At 69.3% G+C, this 23,550-nt stretch carries 15 protein-coding genes and 3 rRNA genes; 9 read left to right on the plus strand and 9 right to left on the minus strand.

Features of this window, described 5'->3' with window-relative positions:
• The first annotated feature begins 159 nt into the window (after positions 1-159).
• From OG799_RS00005 to rrf, 3 genes are all read left to right on the plus strand, one after another.
• Positions 160-1,676 (plus strand): 16S ribosomal RNA (locus OG799_RS00005).
• 374 nt (positions 1,677-2,050) lie between these two features.
• A 23S ribosomal RNA gene (locus OG799_RS00010) occupies positions 2,051-5,158 on the plus strand.
• Between the two features lie 85 nt (positions 5,159-5,243).
• Positions 5,244-5,360 (plus strand): 5S ribosomal RNA (gene rrf, locus OG799_RS00015).
• Together the 16S, 23S and 5S rRNA genes form the textbook arrangement of a ribosomal RNA operon.
• A gap of 94 nt (positions 5,361-5,454) precedes the next feature.
• Here the strand turns inward: rrf and OG799_RS00020 are convergent.
• The gene (locus tag OG799_RS00020) at positions 5,455-6,138 is read right to left on the minus strand and encodes a hypothetical protein (protein WP_406041774.1); all 684 of its coding nucleotides are present in this window, start codon (positions 6,136-6,138) and stop codon (positions 5,455-5,457) included.
• 69 nt (positions 6,139-6,207) lie between these two features.
• Here OG799_RS00020 and OG799_RS00025 point away from each other — a divergent pair, with 69 nt between their 5' ends.
• The 3 genes from OG799_RS00025 to OG799_RS00035 are packed head-to-tail and all read left to right on the plus strand — an operon-like array spanning position 6,208 to position 10,690.
• On the plus strand, positions 6,208-8,826 hold the full coding sequence (locus OG799_RS00025) for a valine--tRNA ligase (RefSeq protein WP_406041776.1): 2,619 nt from the start codon (positions 6,208-6,210) through the stop codon (positions 8,824-8,826).
• Positions 8,823-10,157, plus strand: coding sequence for a bifunctional folylpolyglutamate synthase/dihydrofolate synthase (locus OG799_RS00030; RefSeq protein ID WP_406041778.1), 1,335 nt, complete (start codon positions 8,823-8,825; stop codon positions 10,155-10,157). The genes OG799_RS00025 and OG799_RS00030 overlap by 4 nt, the downstream gene beginning before the upstream one ends.
• Entirely contained in the window at positions 10,154-10,690 is a 537-nt protein-coding gene (locus OG799_RS00035) for a DUF4233 domain-containing protein (protein WP_406041780.1), read from the plus strand. Before OG799_RS00030 ends, OG799_RS00035 begins: the two co-directional genes overlap by 4 nt.
• Positions 10,691-10,725: 35 nt before the next feature.
• On the opposite strand, the gene OG799_RS00040 is transcribed toward OG799_RS00035, so the two are convergent.
• Complete coding sequence (locus OG799_RS00040) at positions 10,726-11,976, minus strand: VOC family protein (protein ID WP_406041782.1); 1,251 nt, start codon at positions 11,974-11,976, stop codon at positions 10,726-10,728.
• A 143-nt stretch (positions 11,977-12,119) separates the two neighbouring features.
• Here OG799_RS00040 and ndk point away from each other — a divergent pair, with 143 nt between their 5' ends.
• The gene (gene ndk, locus OG799_RS00045; protein WP_406041784.1) at positions 12,120-12,545 is read left to right on the plus strand and encodes a nucleoside-diphosphate kinase; all 426 of its coding nucleotides are present in this window, start codon (positions 12,120-12,122) and stop codon (positions 12,543-12,545) included.
• A 49-nt stretch (positions 12,546-12,594) separates the two neighbouring features.
• On the opposite strand, the gene sigJ is transcribed toward ndk, so the two are convergent.
• The 6 genes from sigJ to OG799_RS00075 all read right to left on the minus strand — a co-directional run bounded on the left by sigJ (position 12,595) and on the right by OG799_RS00075 (position 17,756).
• Positions 12,595-13,476, minus strand: coding sequence for an RNA polymerase sigma factor SigJ (sigJ, locus tag OG799_RS00050; protein ID WP_406041786.1), 882 nt, complete (start codon positions 13,474-13,476; stop codon positions 12,595-12,597).
• Positions 13,473-13,913: a carboxymuconolactone decarboxylase family protein gene (locus OG799_RS00055; protein WP_406041788.1), complete on the minus strand. Its 441-nt coding sequence runs from the start codon at positions 13,911-13,913 to the stop codon at positions 13,473-13,475. The genes sigJ and OG799_RS00055 overlap by 4 nt, the downstream gene beginning before the upstream one ends.
• A 183-nt stretch (positions 13,914-14,096) precedes the next feature.
• On the minus strand, positions 14,097-14,885 hold the full coding sequence (locus tag OG799_RS00060) for an ABC transporter permease (protein ID WP_406041790.1): 789 nt from the start codon (positions 14,883-14,885) through the stop codon (positions 14,097-14,099).
• Positions 14,886-14,895: 10 nt separating this feature from the next.
• Positions 14,896-15,666: an ABC transporter permease gene (locus OG799_RS00065; RefSeq protein ID WP_406041792.1), complete on the minus strand. Its 771-nt coding sequence runs from the start codon at positions 15,664-15,666 to the stop codon at positions 14,896-14,898.
• Entirely contained in the window at positions 15,663-16,673 is a 1,011-nt protein-coding gene (locus OG799_RS00070) for an ABC transporter ATP-binding protein (protein WP_406041794.1), read from the minus strand. Before OG799_RS00070 ends, OG799_RS00065 begins: the two co-directional genes overlap by 4 nt.
• Before the next feature lie 60 nt (positions 16,674-16,733).
• Complete coding sequence (locus tag OG799_RS00075) at positions 16,734-17,756, minus strand: ArsR family transcriptional regulator (protein WP_406041795.1); 1,023 nt, start codon at positions 17,754-17,756, stop codon at positions 16,734-16,736.
• 289 nt (positions 17,757-18,045) lie between these two features.
• Here OG799_RS00075 and ileS point away from each other — a divergent pair, with 289 nt between their 5' ends.
• Positions 18,046-21,201, plus strand: coding sequence for an isoleucine--tRNA ligase (ileS, locus tag OG799_RS00080; protein ID WP_406041796.1), 3,156 nt, complete (start codon positions 18,046-18,048; stop codon positions 21,199-21,201).
• 133 nt (positions 21,202-21,334) lie between these two features.
• The gene (locus OG799_RS00085; protein WP_406041798.1) at positions 21,335-22,036 is read left to right on the plus strand and encodes a lysophospholipid acyltransferase family protein; all 702 of its coding nucleotides are present in this window, start codon (positions 21,335-21,337) and stop codon (positions 22,034-22,036) included.
• Positions 22,037-22,079: 43 nt separating this feature from the next.
• Here the strand turns inward: OG799_RS00085 and OG799_RS00090 are convergent, their stop codons facing one another.
• Positions 22,080-23,549 (minus strand): cryptochrome/photolyase family protein, encoded by a 1,470-nt coding sequence (locus OG799_RS00090; RefSeq protein ID WP_406041800.1) that lies wholly within the window; start codon positions 23,547-23,549, stop codon positions 22,080-22,082.
• Position 23,550: the final 1 nt, after the last annotated feature.

Genomic DNA, 23,550 nt, shown 5'->3' on the forward strand with positions numbered 1-23,550 from the left:
GGATGGTGTGTGGTTGTTCTTTGAGAACTCAACAGGGTGCTTGATAAGCCAGTGCCAAATTGATTTATACCCCGGACTGGCAGTTCTCCTTCGGGAGGGTTGTTGGTTTGGATTCCTTTGGCAACACTTTTGTTGTCAGGACATGTTTTCAACAAGTTTTTGTTGGAGAGTTTGATCCTGGCTCAGGACGAACGCTGGCGGCGTGCTTAACACATGCAAGTCGAGCGGAAAGGCCCTTCGGGGTACTCGAGCGGCGAACGGGTGAGTAACACGTGAGCAACCTGCCCTAGGCTTTGGGATAACCCCGGGAAACCGGGGCTAATACCGAATAGGACTGCTGGTCGCATGACTGGTGGTGGAAAGTTTTTCGGCCTGGGATGGGCTCGCGGCCTATCAGCTTGTTGGTGGGGTGATGGCCTACCAAGGCGACGACGGGTAGCCGGCCTGAGAGGGCGACCGGCCACACTGGGACTGAGACACGGCCCAGACTCCTACGGGAGGCAGCAGTGGGGAATATTGCACAATGGGCGGAAGCCTGATGCAGCGACGCCGCGTGAGGGATGACGGCCTTCGGGTTGTAAACCTCTTTCAGCAGGGACGAAGCGTAAGTGACGGTACCTGCAGAAGAAGCACCGGCCAACTACGTGCCAGCAGCCGCGGTAAGACGTAGGGTGCGAGCGTTGTCCGGATTTATTGGGCGTAAAGAGCTCGTAGGCGGCTTGTCGCGTCGACTGTGAAAACCCGCAGCTCAACTGCGGGCCTGCAGTCGATACGGGCAGGCTAGAGTTCGGTAGGGGAGACTGGAATTCCTGGTGTAGCGGTGAAATGCGCAGATATCAGGAGGAACACCGGTGGCGAAGGCGGGTCTCTGGGCCGATACTGACGCTGAGGAGCGAAAGCGTGGGGAGCGAACAGGATTAGATACCCTGGTAGTCCACGCTGTAAACGTTGGGCGCTAGGTGTGGGGGGCCTCTCCGGTTCCCTGTGCCGCAGCTAACGCATTAAGCGCCCCGCCTGGGGAGTACGGCCGCAAGGCTAAAACTCAAAGGAATTGACGGGGGCCCGCACAAGCGGCGGAGCATGCGGATTAATTCGATGCAACGCGAAGAACCTTACCTGGGTTTGACATGGCCGCAAAACCGGCAGAGATGTCGGGTCCTTCGGGGGCGGTCACAGGTGGTGCATGGCTGTCGTCAGCTCGTGTCGTGAGATGTTGGGTTAAGTCCCGCAACGAGCGCAACCCTCGTTCGATGTTGCCAGCGCGTTATGGCGGGGACTCATCGAAGACTGCCGGGGTCAACTCGGAGGAAGGTGGGGATGACGTCAAGTCATCATGCCCCTTATGTCCAGGGCTTCACGCATGCTACAATGGCCGGTACAATGGGCTGCGATACCGTGAGGTGGAGCGAATCCCAAAAAGCCGGTCTCAGTTCGGATCGGGGTCTGCAACTCGACCCCGTGAAGTCGGAGTCGCTAGTAATCGCAGATCAGCAACGCTGCGGTGAATACGTTCCCGGGCCTTGTACACACCGCCCGTCACGTCACGAAAGTCGGCAACACCCGAAGCCGGTGGCCCAACCCCTTGTGGGAGGGAGCCGTCGAAGGTGGGGCTGGCGATTGGGACGAAGTCGTAACAAGGTAGCCGTACCGGAAGGTGCGGCTGGATCACCTCCTTTCTAAGGAGCACCTTCACCTGAAAGGGTGCAAGGAGCCCGCGGCCCGCGAATGTCGGGTCGGGGTGCTCAATGGCGGAGACACTGGCGAGTTTTCCTTCGGCAACGGCCGGGGTCCTTCTAGTACGGCCACTTCGGTGGTGTGGAATGAAGTCCTGGTGCGGCTGGGGGAGGATGTAGAGCACCCTGTTGGGTCCTGAAGGAACAACCTTGGTTGTCTTTCAGAGACTGGTCCGAGGCCGTTGAGGTTTCGGGAGTCTGCCAGGCATGGCCTGGCCTCGCATACCGCCGGCGGGTCGTCGGGTTTGGTGTGGGGCGGATCGGGTTGTGGGTTGGTCGTTTGTTGAGAATTGCACAGTGGACGCGAGCATCTTTGTGGTCAAGTTGTCAAGGGCGAACGGTGGATGCCTTGGCACCAGGAGCCGATGAAGGACGTGGGAGGCCGCGATAGGCCTGGGGGAGCTGTCAACCAAGCTGTGATCCCAGGGTGTCCGAATGGGGAAACCCGGCACCAGTCATGTGGTGTCACCTGCACCTGAACACATAGGGTGTATGGAGGGAACGCGGGGAAGTGAAACATCTCAGTACCCGTAGGAAGAGAAAACAAATAGTGATTCCGTGAGTAGTGGCGAGCGAAAGCGGATTGAGGCTAAACCGGCTGCGTGTGATACCTGTCAGGGGTTGCGTGGTCGGGGTTGTGGGACCCCGCTGAACGAGCTGACACTTGTTCGAGGAGTTACAAAGTCAGTGGCTAGCCGAATGGTGTGGAAAAGCCAACCGTAGACGGTGATAGTCCGGTACGTGAAAGTTGCTGACCTTCTGTGGGTGTTCCCGAGTAGCGGCGGACCCCTGAAATCTGCCGTGAATCTGCCAGGACCACCTGGTAAGCCTAAATACTTCCTGGTGACCGATAGCGGACGAGTACCGTGAGGGAATGGTGAAAAGTACCCCGGGAGGGGAGTGAAATAGTACCTGAAACCGTTCGCCTACAATCCGTCGGAGCCTTGCGGGGTGACGGCGTGCCTTTTGAAGAATGAGCCTGCGAGTTAGTGGCACGTGGCGAGGTTAACCCGTGTGGGGGAGCCGTAGCGAAAGCGAGTCTGAATAGGGCGATTCAGTCGCGTGTCCTAGACCCGAAGCGGAGTGATCTAGCCATGGGCAGGCTGAAGCGCGGGTAAGACCGCGTGGAGGGCCGAACCCACCAACGTTGAAAAGTTGGGGGATGACCTGTGGTTAGGGGTGAAAGGCCAATCAAACTCCGTGATAGCTGGTTCTCCCCGAAATGCATTTAGGTGCAGCGTCGCGTGTTTCTTGCCGGAGGTAGAGCACTGGATGGTCTAGGGGGCCCACAAGCTTACCGAAATCAGCCAAACTCCGAATGCCGGTAAGTGAGAGCGCGGCAGTGAGACTGCGGGGGATAAGCTTCGTAGTCGAGAGGGAAACAGCCCAGATCACCAGCTAAGGCCCCTAAGCGTGTGCTAAGTGGAAAAGGATGTGGAGTCGCATAGACAACCAGGAGGTTGGCTTAGAAGCAGCCACCCTTTAAAGAGTGCGTAATAGCTCACTGGTCAAGTGGTTCCGCGCCGACAATGTAGCGGGGCTCAAGCACACCGCCGAAGCTGTGGCATTCACATTTCAACCTCGCTTGGACTTGATTCCTTGTGCAGGTGTGTGGATGGGTAGGGGAGCGTCGTGCCGGGGGTGAAGCAACGGGGTGACCCAGTTGTGGACGCGGCACGAGTGAGAATGCAGGCATGAGTAGCGAAAGAAGGGTGAGAAACCCTTCCGCCGGATGACCAAGGGTTCCAGGGCCAGGCTAATCCGCCCTGGGTGAGTCGGGACCTAAGGCGAGGCCGAGAGGCGTAGTCGATGGACAACGGGTTGATATTCCCGTACCCGCGAAAGAGCGACCCTGACGAACCTCGTTGTGCTAACCACCCGATCTGTGGGCGGTCTTCGGACCAAACGCGGTGAGCGTGGGAACCTGGCGGGTAGTAGTCAAGCGATGGGGTGACGCAGGAAGGTAGCTGAGCCCGGCCGGTGGTTGTGCCGGGGTAAGCGTGTAGGCCGTGCCGTAGGCAAATCCGCGGTGCATATAGGCTGAGACGTGATGCCGAGCCGATTCAGGTGAAGTCAGTGATCCTATGCTGCCGAGAAAAGCCTCTAGCGAGTTCTTAGCGGCCCGTACCCCAAACCGACACAGGTGGTCAGGTAGAGAATACCGAGGCGATCGGGCGAACTGTGGTTAAGGAACTCGGCAAATTGCCCCCGTAACTTAGGGAGAAGGGGGGCCGGAGACGTGAAGCCCCGCGCGGGTGGAGCGTTGTATGGCCGCAGAGAGCAGGGGGAAGCGACTGTTTACTAAAAACACAGGTCCATGCGAAGAAGTAATTCGATGTATATGGACTGACGCCTGCCCGGTGCTGGAACGTTAAGGGGACCTGTTAGCTCTTCGGGGCGAAGCGGAGAACTTAAGCGCCAGTAAACGGCGGTGGTAACTATAACCATCCTAAGGTAGCGAAATTCCTTGTCGGGTAAGTTCCGACCTGCACGAATGGCGTAACGACTTCCCCACTGTCTCAACCACAGGCCCGGCGAAATTGCATTACGAGTAAAGATGCTCGTTACGCGCGGCAGGACGGAAAGACCCCGGGACCTTTACTATAGCTTGACATTGGTATTCGAATTAGCTTGTGTAGGATAGGTGGGAGCCGGTGAAGTCCATACGCCAGTATGGGTGGAGGCAATCTTGAAATACCACTCTGGTTGATTTGGGTATCTAACTTCGGACCGTTATCCGGTTCAGGGACAGTGTCTGGTGGGTAGTTTAACTGGGGCGGTTGCCTCCTAAAGGGTAACGGAGGCGCCCAAAGGTTCCCTCAGCCTGGTTGGCAATCAGGTGTTGAGTGCAAGTGCACAAGGGAGCTTGACTGTGAGACTGACAGGTCGAGCAGGGACGAAAGTCGGGACTAGTGATCCGGCACTGGCATGTGGAAGCGGTGTCGCTCAACGGATAAAAGGTACCCCGGGGATAACAGGCTGATCTTCCCCAAGAGTCCATATCGACGGGATGGTTTGGCACCTCGATGTCGGCTCGTCGCATCCTGGGGCTGTAGCAGGTCCCAAGGGTTGGGCTGTTCGCCCATTAAAGCGGTACGCGAGCTGGGTTTAGAACGTCGTGAGACAGTTCGGTCCCTATCCGCCGTGCGCGTAGGATACTTGAGAAGGGCTGTCCCTAGTACGAGAGGACCGGGACGGACGAACCTCTGGTGTGCCAGTTGTCCCGCCAGGGGCACGGCTGGTTAGCTACGTTCGGAAGGGATAACCGCTGAAAGCATCTAAGCGGGAAGCTCGCTTCAAGATGAGGTATCCCACCCACTTTGTGGGGTAAGGCCCCCAGCTAGACGACTGGGTTGATAGGCCGGAAATGTAAGCCCGGTAACGGGTTCAGTTGACCGGTACTAATAGGCCGAGGACTTGACTACCAAGCTGCTACGCGTCCACTGTGCAACTCCCGACAAACGAACAACAGACCACGTGTGGTGGTGTTGTTTGACATGTCGATAGAGTTACGGCGGTCATGGCGGAGGGGAAACGCCCGGTAACATTCCGAACCCGGAAGCTAAGCCCTCCAGCGCCGATGGTACTGCACTCGGGAGGGTGTGGGAGAGTAGGACACCGCCGGACAAACATGCCAGATGAGGCCACCCTTCGGGGTGGCCTCATCTGCGTTTCCGCGCATTGTTGAATGGGCTACGCCGCGGCGCAGCCCATTTGTCGTTCAGCGGTTCTGGATGCCCTCGCGGAGCTGGCGGAACAGGCCGGTGGCCTCCGCTACGGAACGGCCCGGGAACATCGCCATTACCGCGCTGCCGTGGTCGGCCCACCCGCACACGGCGAAGTCGCCGCCGTCGCCGCTGGTCGTACCGCACTTCATGACACCGCCCAGCCGGCCGGCGTCCACCTCGCGCAGCCCGGTGACCTTGCCGGTCGAGTCGGCCATCAGGCCGAAGAGGCTGTTCAAATCCCGCTCCGGTTGCCACAGCAGGGTGGTGCCGCCGAAGACGAGCACCGCGCGCTTCGCGTCCGCCGGGTCGCTGTAGACGGTGCCGAAGCTCTTGTCCAGGTCGATGTCGGCGGCGAAGCCGTCCCGCAGGTAGTCCGCGGTGCTGCGCGCCCGCTCGCTGTCGTCGCGGGTCAGGCCGGCCACCTTCGCCGGGGTGGTGAGGTCGGTGTCCTTCTGCTCCCACACCCGCCAGCCGCCGGCGCCGAGCGCACCCAGGCCCGCCAGTCCGGCCACCAGCGCGACGGTCAGCACCACCCGCCGGCGACGGGACGCCGGCGGCTTTCCCTCGACGTCGAGCGCGGCGGCGTCGCGGCGGCTCAGCTGGATCGGCTCGTCGGTCAGGTCGACCGGTTCGGGCCCGTCGCCGAGCTGACGCTCGGTGAGATGTGCGTCGGACATGTCCGCCACCGTACGCGAACAACAGGTGGCGCACGTCAGGTCCGCCGAAGCGCTCCGTAGACTTTCAGGGTGACCGAGAGACTGGATGCCCGACGCCCCGACGCCCCGACCCTTGCCGGCCAGTACCAGCCCGGCGAGGTAGAGCAGCGACGGTACGAGCAGTGGGTAGCCGCCGGCCACTTCCGGGCGTCGGCGGAGAGCGACAAGCCCCCCTTCACCATCGTCATCCCGCCGCCGAACGTCACCGGCTCGCTGCACATGGGCCACGCGTTCGAGCACACGCTGATGGACGCCCTGACCCGGCGGAAGAAGATGCAGGGCTTCGAGGCGCTCTGGCTGCCCGGCATGGACCACGCCGGCATCGCGACCCAGAACCTGGTCGAGCGGCAGCTCGCCGGGGAAGGCCTGTCCCGGCACGACCTGGGCCGGGAGAAGTTCGTCGAGCGGGTCTGGCAGTGGAAGGCCGAGTCCGGCGGCGCGATCCTCGGCCAGATGCGCCGGCTCGGCGACGCCGTGGACTGGGACCGCGAGCGCTTCACCATGGACGCGGGCCTGTCCCGGGCCGTGCAGACCATGTTCAAGAAGCTCTTCGACGACGGGCTGATCTACCGGGCCAACCGGATCATCAACTGGTGTCCCCGCTGCCTCACCGCGCTGTCCGACATCGAGGTGGAGCACACCGACGACGAGGGTGAGCTCATCTCCATCCGCTACAGCGACGACGTCGTGGTGGCCACCACCCGGGCGGAGACGATGCTCGGCGACACCGCGGTGGCGGTGCACCCCGACGACGAGCGGTACCGGCACCTGATCGGCACCGAGGTCGCCGTGCCGCTCACCGACCGGCGGATCCCGATCGTGGCCGACGAGCACGTCGACCCGAGCTTCGGCACCGGCATGGTGAAGGTGACCCCGGCGCACGACCCCAACGACTTCGAGATCGGCCAGCGGCACGACCTGCCCTCCCTGACGATCATGGACGAGCGCGGCATCATCACCGCCCACGGCCCGTTCGAGGGGCTGGACCGGTACGAGGCCCGCCCGGCGATCGTCGCCGCCCTGCGCGAGCAGGGCCGGATCGTCGCGGAGAAGCGGCCGTACGTGCACGCGGTGGGGCACTGCTCCCGGTGCAAGACCACCGTCGAGCCGCGGCTGTCGCTGCAGTGGTTCGTCAACACCGCGCCACTGGCCAAGGCGGCCGGTGACGCGGTCCGCGACGGCCGGGTGAAGATCGAGCCGGCCGAGCTGGCGAAGCGCTACTTCGCCTGGGTCGACAACATGCACGACTGGTGCATCTCCCGACAGCTCTGGTGGGGCCATCGCATCCCGGTCTGGTACGGCCCGGACGGCGAGATCGTCTGCGTCGGACCCGACGAGCAGCCGCCCACCGGCGAGGGCTGGCGCCAGGACGAGGACGTCCTCGACACCTGGTTCTCCAGCGGGCTGTGGCCGTTCTCCACCCTCGGCTGGCCCGAGCGGACCCCGGACCTGGCGAAGTTCTACCCGACCAGCGTGCTGGTCACCGGGTACGACATCCTCTTCTTCTGGGTCGCCCGGATGATGATGTTCGGCCTGTACGCGATGGACGGCGTCCAGCCGTTCGACGTGGTGGCCCTGCACGGGATGGTCCGCGACGAGCACGGCAAGAAGATGTCGAAGTCGTTCGGCAACGTGGTCGACCCGCTGGACTGGATCGACCGGTTCGGCGCCGACGCCACCCGGTTCACCCTCGCCCGGGGCGCCAACCCCGGCCAGGACGTGCCGGTCAGCGAGGAGTGGTGCCAGGGCTCCCGCAACTTCTGCAACAAGCTCTGGAACGCCACCCGGTTCGCGCTGCTCAACGGCGCCCACACCGACGGCCCGCTGCCGGAGGCCGGGACGCTGTCGACCGTCGACCGGTGGATCCTGTCCCGGCTGGCGCACGTCACCGCCGAGGTGGACGAGCAGTTCGAGGCGTACGAGTTCGCCAAGGTCTGCGACCTGCTGTACCACTTCGCCTGGGACGACGTCTGCGACTGGTACGTGGAGCTGAGCAAGCCGGTGCTCGCCGAGGGTGGCCCGGCCGCCGACGTCAGCCGGCGGGTGCTCGGGCACGTGCTGGACCAGCTGCTGCGGCTGCTGCACCCGGTGATCCCGTTCGTCACCGAGGAGCTGTGGACGGCGCTGACCGGCGGCGAGACGGTCATGACGGCCGCCTGGCCGCTCGCCGACCGTACGCTGGTCGACGACGCCGCGGAAGGCGAGGTCGGCACCCTCCAGCGGGTGGTGACCGAGATCCGCCGGTTCCGGTCGGACCAGGGGTTGCGGCCGACGCAGCGGGTCGCGGCCCGACTGGACGGCCTCGCGCCGGCGGGCATCGCCGCGCACGAGACGCTGATCCGGTCGCTGGTCCGGCTGGACGCGCCCACCGACGACTTCCAGGCCAGCGCCACGCTCGCCATGCCGGGGGAGGTCAGCGTCGCGCTGGACACCCGCGGCTCGATCGACGTGGCCGCCGAGCGGGCCCGGCTCACCAAGGACCGGGCGGCCGCCGAGAAGGAGGTCGCGCAGGCCCGGGCGAAGCTGGACAACCCGGCGTTCGTCGGGAAGGCCCCGGAGCCGGTGGTGGCGAAGATCCGCGACCGGCTCGCGGTGGCCGAGGCCGACCTCATCCGGATCGACGCTGCCCTGGAGGCGCTGCCCTCGTGACCGACCGCACCGAATTCGCCGCCGTCGACGCCGCCCTGGCCGCCCGCGGCTTCACCCGCATGCACTTCGAGCTGGACCGCATCGAGATGCTGCTCGACCTGCTCGGCAGTCCGCAGCGGGCGTACCCGTCGATCCACCTGACCGGGACCAACGGGAAGACCTCGACCGCCCGGATGATCGATTCGCTGCTGCGGGCCTTCGGGCTGCACACCGGCCGCTACACCAGCCCGCACCTGGAGACCGTCCGGGAGCGGATCAGCCTGGACGGGGAGCCGGTCAGCGAGGAGCGCTTCGTCGCCACGTACCGCGAGGTGGAGCCGCTGGCCGAGCTGGTCGACCAGCGCTCCGCCGAGCCGCTGACCTACTTCGACATGACCACCGCGCTGGCGTTCGCCACGTTCGCCGACGCGCCGGTCGACGTCGCCGTGGTCGAGGTCGGGCTCGGCGGCGCCGAGGACGCCACCAACGTCATCCAGGCCGGGGTGGCCGTGCTCACCCCGATCGGGCTGGACCACACCGAGTGGCTCGGCGACACCATCGAGGACATCGCGCTGCACAAGGCCGGCATCATCCACTCCGGCGCGACGGTCATCTGCGCCGCGCAGGAGGAGGAGGCCGCCCGGCCGATCCTGGCGCGCTGCGCCGAGGTCGGCGCCACCGTCGCCCGGGAGGGCGCCGAGTTCGGCGTGCTCCGCCGGGCGGTCGCGGTCGGCGGCCAGGTGCTCACCATCCAGGGCCTCGGCGGGGTGTACGACGAGATCTTCATCCCGCTGCACGGCGCCCACCAGGCACAGAACGCCGCCGTGGCGCTCGCCGCCGTCGAGGCGTTCCTGGGCGCCGGCGCTCGGCGGCAGCTGGACATCGAGGCCGTCCGGGAGGGTTTCGCCGCGACCAGCTCGCCCGGTCGGCTGGAGAAGGTCCGCACCGCCCCGACGGTCCTGCTCGACGGCGCGCACAACCCGCACGGGATGGCCGCCACGGTCACCGCGCTGCAGGAGGAGTTCGCGTTCAGCAAGCTGGTCGGCGTGCTCGCCGTGCTCGGCGACAAGGACGCGGCCAGCCTGCTGGAGCTGCTGGACCCGGTGCTCGACCACCTGGTGGTCACGGGCAACAGCTCGCCCCGGGCGATGCCGGTCGAGGAGCTCGCCGAGCTGGCCCGGGAGGTCTTCGGGTCGGAGCGGGTGGAGGTCGCCGAGGAGATGCCGGACGCCATCGAGGCGGCCATCGCCGAGGCGGAGTCCGACGTGCCCGGCGAGCTGTCCGGGGTCGGCGTGCTGATCACCGGGTCGGTGGTGACCGTGGCCGACGCCCGCCGGCTGCTGAAGCGATGACCGGCCCGGTGGAGAAGCAACCGGGCGCGGCCGGCCGGCCGGATCCCGACGCCGCCCCGGCGTCCGGGTCGCCGTCGGCTGCGGCCGGCGTCCCGGACCGAGCGGTCGCCGGGCCGGACGGCGCTGCCGGGACCGGCGGTCCGGAAGGGCCGGAGACGCCGATCGGGGAGCCCGGCGGGCCCGCGCCGGGACAACGGCGGTCGGGCCTGCGCAACCCGGAGAAGGCGGTACGCGGGCTCGGCGCCGGCACGCTGGCCCTGGAGGCACTGGTGCTGCTGCTCGCCATCCAGCCGATCCGGGTGGTCGGTGGGGACCTCGGCGGTGCCGCCATCGCGGCGATCGTGGCGCTGGCCGTGGCCTGCGTCGTGCTCGCCGGCCGGATGGGGCGGCCGTGGGCCTGGCACGCGGGCACCGTGGTGCAGGGTCTGCTGATGCTCTCCGGCCTGCTGCACTGGTCGCTGCTGGTGCTGGGCGTCATCTTCGCCCTGGTGTGGGCCTACGCCCTGCACGTCCGCCGGGTCATCCTCGGCTGAGCCGGGCCGGGCGTCGTCGGCGCCCGGCCCGCCTGTCAGGCGTCGGCGAGGGTGCGCCACTGGGTGAGGGCGATGCCGTGGCCGTCCGGGTCGCGGAACGCCGCTGCCCACACCTCCAGCTTCGCGCCCCGGTTGACGACCCGCGGGGCGTACGTGAAGCGGACGCCGGAACCGCGCAGCCGCTCGTACGCGGCCTGGATGTCGTCGACCTCCAGGTTGACGTGGACCAGCCGCCGGCTGATCGGGGCCGCCCCGGTGACCTCCCTCAGCACCAGGCGGGTCGTGCCGGAGGCGAGGACGGCGTTGCCGGCGCCCCGGTCCACCTCGTCGAAGCCGAGGTCCCGGTAGAACCCCAGCGACCGGGTCAGGTCGGTCACCAGCAGGGTGATGCCGATGCCGCTGATCGGAGCGGCCACGTCGGCGGCGTCGTCGCCCGCGTACCCGAAGATGGCCTCGTCCAGCTCCTCCGCGGTCGGGGGTGCCTCCGGCGCCGGGTCGTCCAGCGGGAGGTCGATCGGGTCCACCGGCACCGTCGTGTCGAACCGCTCCTCGGCCGGCGGGCGGGGCGCCGGGGTGGCGCGGCGGGGCAGCGGCCCGGTCATCGGCTGCTCGACCACGGTGCCCTCCAGAACCACCTGCCCGCCCGGGCGCTGGTGCACCACCACCGGTTCGCGGTCCTCGGGCAGCAGGGTGACGTCGTCGAGGAGCGGGTCCGGCGCGGGTGGGAAGTCGTCGCGGAAGTCGTCCTCCGGGGCGCGGTCGGCCCACGGCGGGGCCTCCTGCGCGATCAGCACCTCGTCGACCGGCTCGGCGCCGGCGTACTCCGGCGGGAGGTCCGCCGTCGCGGCGGCCGTCTCGGCGTGGGTGGGCACCTCGTCCCAGAGGACGCGGACGTGCCGCTGGTCGTCCAGGGCGACCCGGATGGGCAGCGGCTGGCCCAGCGACGGCCACTTGGCGACCGGCACCCGCGGCTCGATGATCTTCTTGGAGCGGGGCGGCAGGCCGGGGGCGTCGATCACCAGCTGGAGTTCGCAACGGCCGAACGCGTACTGCGTGGGCGGCTCGGAGGCGCTGTGCACGTGCCCCACGCCGACCACCCAGGTGCGCCCGCCGCCGCGTACCGTGGCCAGGGCGATCGCCAGCACCAGCAGCGCGACGCCGAGGGCCACGATGGCCCAGCTGGTCATCCCCAGCCCGAACAGCACGACAAAGGTCGCCACGGTGCCGAGCACCGCTGCGATCAGCTTGCGCACCGGCGCGATGGGTCGGTTCCCGCCGTTCGCCACAGTGGACCTCCCAGGGGTCTAGGGCCAGGCTAGGCCGGATCGGCGACCGAGGGGAAGAGCAGCCGCCGCGCCGACGCCGGGACCGGGTCGCTAGGCTGAACCTACCCAGCCCGACCGGCTTCCGCGCACAGGAGGAACCCAGCGTGTCCAGCAGCAGCGCCGATGAGCGCACGCTCGTACTGATCAAGCCCGACGCGGTCCGCCGTGGTCTGGTCGGCGAGATCGTGTCCCGCTTCGAGCGCAAGGGCCTGCGGATCGACGCGATGGTGACCCGGACGATGGACGGCGACTTCGCCGACCTGCACTACGCGGAGCACGTCGACAAGCCGTTCTACCCGCCGCTGAAGACCTTCATGACCAGCGGCCCGCTGGTCGCCCTGGTGCTCTCCGGCGACGAGGTGATCGAGGTGGTGCGCGGCATGATCGGCAGCACCGACGGCCGCAAGGCCGTCGCCGGCACCATCCGGGGCGACCTCTCCCTGTCCAATCGGGAGAACCTGGTGCACGCCTCCGACTCGATCGACAGCGCGAAGCGCGAGCTCGCCCTCTGGTTCCCCGAGCTGGGCTGAGCCATCGACGGCCCCGACCCCGGACCGGGGTTGGGGCCGTTCCGTGTGCTCAGCCGGGCAGCCGGGACAGCTTCGCCGGGTTGCCGACCAGGTAGAGGTCGGTGATCCGGCCGTCCGCAGCCGCGACGGCCAGCGTGTAGCGGGTCCCGTCGGACCAGCGGAGCACCAGCGCCGGCCCGCCGTTGAGCTCGGCAGGGGCCGCCTCGATGGGGCGTCCCCGGCCGTAGAGGCCGGCGAAGAAGCGGGCGATCCGGTCCGCGCCGCGCACCGGGTTGCGCGCCGCCCGGACGGCGCCGCCCCCGTCGTTCCAGGAGACTGCGTCGGACGCCACCAGCTCGGTCAACCGCGTCAGGTTGCCGTCGCGGGAGGCGGCCAGGAAGGCGTCCAGCAGCCGCCGCTGCTCGGCCGGGCCGGCGGTGAACCGCCGGCGACCGTCGGCGATCCGGGCGGCCGCCCGGTGGTGCAGCTGCCGGCAGTCGGCCGCCGACCGGTCCAGGATGTCGCCGATCTCGGCGTACGGCAGCGCGAACGCGGTGTGCAGCACGTAGACCGCGCGCTCCGGCGGGGTGAGCCGTTCCAGCAGGTGCAGCAGCGCGGTGGAGAGCGAGTCGCGCAGTTCGGCGCTGTCCAGCGGGCCGAACGGGGACGGTGCGGTCGGCACCGGCTCGGGCAGCCACGGCCCGATGTACGTCTCCCGGGCGGCCTGCCGGGCCCGCAGGCGGTCCAGCGCCAGCCGGGTCACCACCCGGGACAGGTACCGGCGCGGCTCGGCGACCGACTCCCGGTCGGCGCCGAGCCAGCGCAGGTACGCCTCCTGGAGCACGTCCTCCGCGTCGTGCAGGCTGCCCAGCAGCCGGTACGCCAGCCCGAGCAGCATCGGCCGGTGCGCCTGCAGCGCGTAGGCCGCCTGCCACGGCGCGGTTCCGGTCACACCTCGGTCGGCGGTTCGGTCCGGCTGGTCACCGCGATCCGGTTCCACACGTTGATTGTGGCGATCGCGACGACCAAGTCGGCCAGCTCCTTCTCCGACCACACCTTGGCGGCGGCGTCCCAGACCTCGTCCGGCACGCCGTGCTCGCCGAGCCGGGTGACCGCGTCGGTCAGCGCCAGCGCGGTCCGCTCCCGCTCGTCGAAGAAGGGCGCCTCCCGCCAGGCGGCGACCGCGAAGAGCCGCCGGCTGGACTCGCCCGCGGCGAGCGCGTCCCGGCTGTGCATGTCCACGCAGAAGGAGCAGCCGTTGAGCATCGACGCCCGCAGCTTCACCAGCTCCAGCACCGTGTGGTCGACGTTGGTCTGGACGTACTTCTCCAGCCCCAGCACCGCCCGGTACGCCTCCGGCGCCACCGCCGCCATGTCGATCCGACTCATCCTGGCCTCCCTCGTTGAACGGATACACCCGTACGACGGGCGACGGTGCCGGCGGTGTGACGCCACCCGGCTGTGACGGTCGTCATGGGCCCGCCCGCCTCGCGGTTGATCATGAAGTTGTTGTCGGCGACCGCGGCGTGTCGTGACAACAACTTCATGATCACCGGACTGGGGTGGGTGGGGTCAGAGGGTGTCCAGGGAGGCTCGGCGGCGGCTTTCGGCCTCGAAGACCTTCAGGAGGACGGCGGCCAGCACGGCGTAGCCGGCGCCGACGGCGAGTTCGGCAGTGAGGTCCGGGGCGGCGGCCGCGAAGCCGTCGCCGACCGCCAGGTGGCGGGCCGCCCGGGCGGCATGGGTGATGGGCAGCACCTCGCCGACCGCGCGCATCCAGGCCGGCAGCCCGGCGGCGGGAACGTTCACCCCGGTCAGCAGGAGCAGCAGCGCCACCGAGACGTTGGAGACCACCCAGACGTCCCGGAACCGCAGTCCCACCGCGCCCAGGGTGAGGCCGAAGAAGCCGCAGGCCAGCGAGCCCACCGCCAGGGTCAGCAGCAGGCCGGGCAGGGCGTCGACGGGCATCCGCAGGCCGAGCAGGAGCGAGCCGACGGTGAGCGTGCTCACCGCGATCAGCAGGCCGTTGCCGGCGTACGGGAGGGCCCGGCCGAGGAAGACGGCGGTCCGGCTGCGCGGCGACAGCAGCACGTGGCCGAGGGTGCCGAAGCGGCGCTCGTTGGCCACCGCCATCGTGCCGCCGAAGACGCAGGACAGCGAGGCGGCGAGCACCGCGTTGCCGACGATGTAGAACCGGTCGTCGGCGACGCCGAGCTGGCGGCCCAGGTAGGCGAAGAAGAGCAGTTGGAAGATCGGGCCGACCAGCAGCGAGCCGATGAACATCGCCGGGGTGGTCCAGTTGAACAGGGCCCGGTAGGCGATCACACCGCCCACACCGATCAGCCGGAAGAGTGCCGTCATCGTCGTCTCCTCAGGCCAGCGCGAGGGTCGCCGCGGCGCGGGCCCGTCGCTCGACGTAGGTCATCATCAGCGCGCCCACGGCCAGGCAGCCGAGGCTGATCGCCAGGCAGATGCCGAGGGAGGGCCAGACCGGCCCGCCGGTGGCCGCCTCACGGACCGCCCGGGCGCCCCAGGTGGTGGGCAGCGCGGCGGCGATCGGGCCGGTCCAGCCGGGCAGCACGGTGAGCGGCACCAGCATCCCGGAGACCAGCCAGATCGGGTACTCCAGCGTGTTGGTCAGCGCGTTCGCGTTACGCATCAGCACGAAGGTGGAGGCCAGCAGCAGGCCGAACATGCCCAGGCCGAGCACGCAGCCGGGGACCGCGACCAGGAAGAGGACCGGGTGCGCGAAGTTCAGCGGGATGCCGTACAGCACCCGGCCCCAGAGCAGGGTGGCGAGCATCGCGTACGTGCCGGTGAGCGCGGTGGCCAGGGTGATCGGCAGGATCATCAGCGCGGGCGGGCGCGGCGCCAGCATGATCATCTCCAGGGTGCCCTGCCAGCGCTGGCCCTGGATCGCGCCGCCGGAACCGAAGAGCACCGACGACCAGACCCCCATCAGGCCCGCGCCGACCGCGGCCTCCAGCAGCCGGCCCGGTTCGCCGCCGGCCCGGAACAGGTAGACCGCCAGGGTCGCCTGCACCACCGGCACGATCAGCGCGGTCGCGATCTCGAACGGGGAGCGGCTGAGCTGCTTGGCGTGCAGCAGCGCGCCCACCGCGATCATCCGCAGCGTCCTCACGCGGCCACCGCCTCGACCGGGCGGGCCTGCGCGGCGACCCGGTTGACGATCGCCACGTACGCGTCCTCCAGGGTGGGCTGCCGGGCGGTGACCCGGCCCAGCCGGACGCCGTCCAGCTCCCGCAGCACGTCGGCCTGCACGTCCACCCCCGCGTCGGACTGCACGGTCAGCACCTGCGCCGCCCCGGCGACGGTCACGCTCGCCTCGCGTACCCCGGGCAGGGCGTGGATCGCGGCGAGCTGGGCGTCGCCCACCCCGTACGCCTCGACCTCCAGCACCTGGCGGCCGTCGGCGTGGTGTCGCAGCTCCGCCGGCGTGCCGAGGGCCTGGATGGTGCCGTTCGCGATCACCGCGATCCGGCCGCAGAGCTCGTCCGCCTCGGCCATGTAGTGGGTGGTCAGCAGCACGGTGGTGCCGGTGGCGGCCAGGTCGGCGACGGTCTGCCGCAGCTCCCGGGCGGCCACCGGGTCCACCCCGATCGACGGCTCGTCGAGGAAGAGCACCTGCGGGCGGTGCAGCAGGCCGCGGGCGATGTGCAGCCGCTGCCGCATGCCCCGCGAGTAGCCCTCCACCCGCTCGTCCTCCCGGCCGGTGAGCCGGACCAGCTCCAGCAGCTCGGCGATCCGCCGCTTCTGCTCCCGCCCGGGCACGCCGTACAGCTCGGCGAAGTAGCGCAGGTTGTCCCGGGCGGAGAGCCGGTCGTACAGGCCCCGGTCGCCGCCGAAGACGTACCCGATCCGGCGGCGTACCTCCCGGGTCTCGGCCACCACGTCGTGACCGCAGATCCGGGCAGTGCCGGCGGTCGGGATGAGCAGCGTGTTCAGCAGCTTGATGGTGGTGGTCTTGCCCGCGCCGTTCGGCCCGAGCAGGCCGAACAGCTCCCCGTTGCCGACCGTCAGGTCGACGCCGCGGACCGCTTCCACCTCCCGGCGCTGGGGTCGTAGCCACCCTGTTCGGCTGCGGTAGGTGCGGCGCAGCCCGGCCGCCTCGATCGCGTACTCGCTCATGCCGGCGAATCTAGGGAGCCGGGGCGGGACGGGGAAACGAATTCGGCGTTGGCCGAATCCTCAGGCCGAGGCGGTCGCGGCCTCCGCGCCGATCAGGCGGACCAGGGCCAGACCGGCGGGTTCCAGCCCGTACAGCACCCGCCGGCCGACCCGGCGGCGGTGCACCACACCGGCGGCGAGCAGCGCGGCGAGGTGCTCCGAGACGGTGCTCGGCGCCAGGCCCAGGGTGGCGGCGAGCCCGGCGGTGGTGGCCGGGCGGGTCAGCGCCCGCAGCACCCCCGCGCGTCCCCGGCCGACCAGGATGGCCAGCCGGTCGGTGGCGGGCGCGGCGGGCTCCGCCGGAGCCGGCGTGCCGTCCGCCAGCAGCACCGCACCCCGGGCCTGGTACGAGACGGCGACCACCTCGGCGTCGTCGGTGGAGCAGGCGAGCGCGCCCCGGGAGAAGATCAGTGGGATCAGCAGCAGCCGCTGGTCCACCGCGCTGAAATGCTGCTCCGGCGGCTTGACCAGGGTGAGCACCGGTCGCTCCCAGCGCACCCGCTCGTGCAGGTCGGCCAGGAGCGCGTCCGGCCCGTCGGCGGCGAGGGACCGGGCCCGGTGCAGTACCTCCTCGTCGAGCGCCGCCCGCATCGCCGGCCACCAGGGCGCGATCGCCGCCTCCCAGTACGCGGCGAGCCCGTCGGCCAGCCGGCCGAACGCCCGGGTCGGGTCGTCGACGAACGGTCGCAGCCACTCCGGCAGGTCGTCCGGCCGGTGGTAGTTCGGGATCTGCGCGGCGACCACCTCGGGCGGGGTCGCCCGCAGCGCGGCCAGTTCCTGCTCGATGGTGGGGGCGGGGCCCGGTGGGATCGGGGTGAGGAAGTCCGGGGAGCGTGCGCCGGCGACGAAGAAGAGGCGCGCCGGACGGGTCTCGGGCACCTCGGCCAGCATCCGGCGCGCGTGCCGGGCCCACCCCGTGTACGGCCAGGGTGCCTCGTCGGGATGCCGGTGCAGCAGGTAGAGGCTGGTGATCGCCTCCCAGAGCGGGCTGGTGGCGATCCGGGTACGAGCCAGTGTCGGCTCGTCCAACTCGATCCGGATCACCCGCCGAGATTACTCGGCGGCGATCTCCGTACCCGATCGAGTACGCTTGGCGGCACACAGGCGACGACCCGGCCATCACCGGCGAGCCTCCGGAAGAACAGCCGGGTGACCGGCCCAGTAGAACCGGACGGGACGGCCCGTCACAGCCGGCCAACGAGCGGGCGGTCGCACCTTGACCGTCAAGCGGGGTGGTACCGCGGGCCTGACCCGGAGCGCCGGACGGCGTACCGGAAAGGGCTCGTCCTCGCAGACCACAGATGAGTGAGCTGCGCGAGGAGAGCGACCCCCGATGGCCTATCCGTTGCACGACCCGACCGCCGCCGGTGTCCCGGCGAGCCCGGACCTGCCCGCGGTCGAGCGCCGGGTCCTGGAGCACTGGACGGCCGACAAGACCTTCGAGGCCAGCGTCGAGGCCCGCCCCGCCGGGACGGACGGCAAGAACGAGTACGTCTTCTACGACGGCCCGCCCTTCGCCAACGGCCTGCCGCACTACGGCCACCTCTTCACCGGTTACGTCAAGGACGTGGTGCCGCGCTACCAGACCATGCGTGGCCGGCACGTCGAGCGGCGCTTCGGCTGGGACTGCCACGGCCTGCCCGCCGAGGTGGTCGCCGAGAAGCAGCTCGGCATCACCAGCAAGGGGGAGATCCTCGACCTCGGCGTGGCCCGGTTCAACGAGGCCTGCCGCACCTCGGTGCTGGAGTTCACCCAGGACTGGGAGCGGTACGTCACCCGGCAGGCCCGCTGGGTCGACTTCGCCAACGACTACAAGACCCTCGACCTGGACTACATGGAAAGCGTCATGTGGGCCTTCAAGACCCTGCACGACAAGGGTCTGGTCTACGAGGGCTTCCGGGTGCTGGCGTACTGCTGGCGCTGCGAGACGCCGCTGTCGAACACCGAGACCCGGATGGACGACGTCTACAAGGACCGGCACGACCCGACCCTGTCGGTCTGGCTCGGCCTGACCCCGGACGACAGCGCCCCGGAGCTGGTGCGCGGGCCGGTCAACCTCGGCGTCTGGACCACCACGCCGTGGACCCTGCCGTCGAACCTGGCGCTCGCCGTCGGCCCGGACATCGAGTACGCGGTGCTGGACCGCGACGGTTCCCGCTACGTCGTGGGCTCGGCGCGGCTCGGCGCGTACGCCAAGGAGCTGGAGGGGTTCGAGCAGGTCGGCACGGTGTACGGCCGCGACCTGGTCGGGCGCCGCTACACCCCGCTGTACGACTTCCTGGTCGACCAGGCCGGGGAGAACGCGTACCAGGTGCTCGGCGCGGACTTCGTCACCACCGAGGACGGCACCGGGATCGTCCACCTGGCCCCCGCCTTCGGCGAGGACGACCAGAACGTCTGCAACGCCGCCGGCATCCCCACCATCGTCACCGTGGACGATCACACGAGGTTCACCGCGCTGGTCCCGCCGTATCAGGGCGAGCAGGTCTTCGACGTCAACAAGCCGGTGATCCGGGGGCTCAAGGAGCGGGGGGTGGTGCTCAAGCAGGACACCTACACCCACTCCTACCCGCACTGCTGGCGCTGCGACACCCCGCTGGTCTACAAGGCGGTGTCGTCGTGGTTCGTCGCGGTGACGAAGTTCAAGGACCGGATGGTCGAGCTGAACCAGCAGATCAACTGGACCCCGGGGCACATCAAGGACGGCTCGTTCGGCAAGTGGCTGGCCAACGCCCGCGACTGGTCGATCAGCCGGAACCGGTTCTGGGGCTCGCCGATCCCGGTGTGGCGCTCCGACGACCCGAACTACCCGCGCCTGGACGTGTACGGCTCGCTGGCCGACATCGAGCGGGACTTCGGCGTACGCCTGACCGACCTGCACCGGCCGGCGGTGGACGAGCTGGTCCGCCCCAACCCGGACGACCCGACCGGCAAGTCGATGATGCGCCGGGTGCCGGAGGTGCTGGACTGCTGGTTCGAGTCCGGCTCGATGCCGTTCGCCCAGGTGCACTACCCGTTCGAGAACGCCGACTGGTTCGAGCACCACTACCCGGGCGACTTCATCGTCGAGTACATCGGGCAGACCCGGGGCTGGTTCTACACCATGCACGTGCTGGCCACCGCGCTGTTCGACCGGCCGGCGTTCCGCAACTGCCTCAGCCACGGCATCCTGCTCGGCTCCGACGGCCGCAAGATGTCCAAGAGCCTGCGCAACTATCCGGACGTGTACCACGTCTTCGACGCGTACGGCTCGGACGCGATGCGCTGGATGCTGATGTCCTCGCCGGTGCTGCGCGGCGGGGACATGGCGGTCACCGAGGCGGGCATCCGGGACGCCGTCCGGCAGGTGCTGCTGCCGCTGTGGAACGTCTGGTACTTCTTCTCGCTCTACGCCAACGCGGACGGCTACACCGCTCGCCGGCGCACCGACTCGACGCACCTGCTCGACCGGTACGTGTTGGCGAAGACGAACGAGCTGGTGTCGACGGTCCAGGCGCAGATGGAGGCGTACGACATCTCCGGCGCCTGCGCCACCGTCCGGTCCTACCTGGACGCGCTGACCAACTGGTACGTGCGCCGCTCGCGGGACCGGTTCTGGTCCGGCGACGCCGAGGCGTTCGACACGCTGTCGACGGTGCTGGAGACGCTCTGCCGGGTGGTGGCGCCGCTGGCGCCGCTGACCGCGGAGGAGATCTGGCGCGGCCTCACCGGCGAGCGGTCGGTGCACCTGACCGACTGGCCGGAGGCCGCGGAGTTCCCAGCCGACCGCGAGCTGGTGTCCGCGATGGACAACGTGCGGGCGGTCGCCTCGGCGGCCCTGTCGCTGCGCAAGGCGAAGGGCCTGCGGGTCCGGCTGCCGCTGTCGAAGCTGACCGTGGCCTCGCCCGTCGCCGACCAGCTCCGGCCCTTCGCCGACCTGGTCGCCGACGAGGTCAACGTCAAGGCGGTGGAGTTCTCCGAGGAGGTGTCGGCGTACTGCCAGCAGGTGCTGACCGTGGTGCCCCGGGCGCTCGGCCCGCGGGTCGGCAAGCAGGTCCAGCAGGTCATCAAGGCGGTCAAGGCGGGGGAGTGGGAGCTGGTCGACGGCGCCCCGGTCGCCGCCGGGGTCACCCTCGCCGAGGGCGAGTACGAGCTGCGCCTGGTCGCCGCCGACGCGGAGCACTCCGCGCCGCTGCCCGGCGGTGAGGGCGTGGTCGTGCTGGACACCGAGGTCACCCCGGAGCTGGCCGCCGAGGGGCTGGCCCGGGACGTGGTCCGGGTGGTGCAGCAGGCCCGCCGGGACGCCGACCTGGACGTCTCCGACCGGATCGTGGTGTCGCTGTCGGCCTCCGAGGAGGTCCGGGCCGCGGTGTCCGCGTACACCGACTTCGTGGCCCGGGAGGTGCTGGCCGACACCATCGACTTCGCCGACGGGGTCGACGGCGCCGACGGCTTCGCCGGTGAGGCCGGCGAGGGCGAGCGGGTGACGGTGGTCGTCCGGCGGGTATGAGGTGGTGACGGGTGGTCCGGCGGCGTGCGCGCCGCCGGACCACCACCCGGGCGGCCCGGCGACCCGATCAGGTCGGCATGGGACCGTCCGCTACCGTGACATCGCCTGTTCACGTACGACCGCCGGAGGACCAGTGCCCCTGCTCTACACCATCGGCAAGCTCATCGTGGCGCCCACGCTCCGGTTGGCCTTCCGTCCGCACGTGGAGGGGTTGGAGCACATTCCGGCGACCGGTGGTGCGATCTTCGCGGGCAACCACCTCTCCGTCGCCGACGAGCTTCTGCTCGGCACCGTCGTTCCCCGGCACCTGGCCTTCTGGGCCAAGTCGGAGTACTTCAACGGCACCGGCGTGAAGGGCACCTTCTCCAAGTTCGTGCTCACCGGGCTGGGCGCCATCCCGGTCGAGCGGGCCGGCGGCCGGGCGGCGCTGTCGGCGTTCGACGCCGCCATCCCGGTGCTCAAGGCCGGTGACCTCGTCGCCGTCTACCCGGAGGGGACCCGCTCGCCCGACGGCCGGCTCTACCGGGGGCGGACCGGCGCGGCCCGGCTGGCCGTGGCGGCCGGCGTGCCGATCATCCCGGTCGGCGTGACCGGCACCGACAAGGCGCAGCCCATCGGAACCCGGGTGCCCCGGCCCGGCCGGGCCGAGATCAGCATCCGGTTCGGCAAGCCGCTGGACTTCACCGGCCGGTCGGACGACCGGACCTCGCTGCGGGCGATGACCGACGAGCTGATGGCCGAGATCCAGAAGCTGACCGGCCAGGAGTACGTGCCGCGCTACGCCCCGCCGCGCGCCCGCGGGCCGGTCGACGGCGAGGCGCCGACCGAGTCCTGACCCCGGGCGGCGGCGGTCCCGCCGCGCCGGCTTCACGGTGCCGTCACGGCGGGTCGCTGCCCCGGCGTTTCTCTTGGTCGACCACCGCGTCGAGGTCGGCGAGGCGGTCCATCTGCTTCATGGTGCGGGCCATCCGGGCGTTGCTCGGGATGCGGTCCCGGTTGCCGGACAGGAAGGCCCAGTAGCCGGCGGTGAACGGGCAGGCGTCCTCGCCGAGGCGCTTGCGCGGGTCGTACCGGCAGCCGCTGCAGTAGTCGCTCATCCGGTTGATGTACGAGCCGCCGGAGACGTACGGCTTGGTGGTGATCCGGCCCAGGTCGGCGTACTGGCTCATGCCGACCACGTTGGCGGTCATCACCCACTCGTACCCGTCCACGAAGCGGGTGTGGAACCACTCGACCAGCTCCGCCGGGCGGAAGCCGCGTTGGAGAGCGTAGTTGCCGAGCACCATCAGCCGGGGGATGTGGTGCACCCAGGCCCGGTCCCGCACCCCGGCGAGCACGTCGGAGAGGCAGTGCGCCTCGACCGCGTCGGCGTCCAGGTCGTTCCACCAGTCCGGCAGCGGCCGCCGCGCGCCCAGTTTGTTGCTGTTGCGCCAGGTCGGCTCGAAGTACCAGTAGGTGTGCCAGATGTAGTCGCGCCAGCCCATGATCTGCCGGACGAAGCCCTCCACGCTGGCCAGCGGCGCGCCCTGGATGCGGTACGCCTGCTCGGCGCCGCGGACCGCCTCCACCGGGTCCAGCAGGCCCAGGTTGAACGACGACGACAGCATGCTGTGCGCCAGCCACGGGTCGGTCGACAGCATCGCGTCCTCGTACGGGCCGAACGCGGCGAGCCGGTGCCGGAGGAAGTGCCGCAGCCGGGCCTTGGCCTCCTTCGTGGTCGCCGGGAACCGGCGCGGCCCGTCCCGGCCGACGAACCGGATCCCCTCCCGCTCCCAACGGTTCAGGTCGGCCCGGACCTCGGCGTCGATGTCGTCCTCCTTCGGCATCGGCGGCGCCGGCACGTCGATCTTCCCGTCCTTCGGCGGCGGTTCCCGGTTCTCGACGTCCAGGCTCCACCGGCCGCCGACCGGCTCGCCGCCGTCCAGCAGCACCCCGTGGTGCTCCCGGGCGAACCGGTAGAACGCCTCCATCCGCAGCGCGCCCCGGCGGCCGTCCGCCCAGTCGGCGAAGTCCTCGAGGCTGGTCGCGAAGCCCCGCGCCGGCAGCACGGTGACCTGGTCCAGGCCGCGGACGAACGCCAGGGCCCGCCGCGAGGTGGGATGGCAGATCTCCAGCGGCTCGCGGACCTTCTTCAACGCCTGCCCGTACGTCTCGGCGCGCAGGAAGATCGCCTGGTCGCCGAGCTCGGCGGCGCGGTGCCGCAGCGCGGAGAGGATCAGGTGGGCCTTCTGGCGGTGGTAGACGCGGCGACGGAAGACCGCCTTCGACTCGATCAGCAGGACCGGCTGTCGCCGGTCGTCGAGGAAGTGCGGCCCCAGCTGATCGGCGAACAGCCAACGCCGCGACATG

This window comes from Micromonospora sp. NBC_00898, from assembly GCF_045207895.1.
Classification (GTDB): Bacteria; Actinomycetota; Actinomycetes; order Mycobacteriales; family Micromonosporaceae; genus Micromonospora.

Excerpts from the sequence above, each read along its gene's own strand:
- OG799_RS00035 (WP_406041780.1), top strand. The coding sequence starts at position 10,154 with ATGACCGGCCCGGTGGAGAAGCAACCGGGCGCGGCCGGCCGGCCGGAT.
- OG799_RS00090 (WP_406041800.1), bottom strand. The coding sequence starts at position 23,549 with ATGTCGCGGCGTTGGCTGTTCGCCGATCAGCTGGGGCCGCACTTCCTC.
- OG799_RS00060 (WP_406041790.1), bottom strand. The coding sequence starts at position 14,885 with ATGACGGCACTCTTCCGGCTGATCGGTGTGGGCGGTGTGATCGCCTAC.
- ileS (WP_406041796.1), top strand. The coding sequence starts at position 18,046 with ATGGCCTATCCGTTGCACGACCCGACCGCCGCCGGTGTCCCGGCGAGC.
- OG799_RS00020 (WP_406041774.1), bottom strand. The coding sequence starts at position 6,138 with ATGTCCGACGCACATCTCACCGAGCGTCAGCTCGGCGACGGGCCCGAA.
- OG799_RS00070 (WP_406041794.1), bottom strand. The coding sequence starts at position 16,673 with ATGAGCGAGTACGCGATCGAGGCGGCCGGGCTGCGCCGCACCTACCGC.
- OG799_RS00055 (WP_406041788.1), bottom strand. The coding sequence starts at position 13,913 with ATGAGTCGGATCGACATGGCGGCGGTGGCGCCGGAGGCGTACCGGGCG.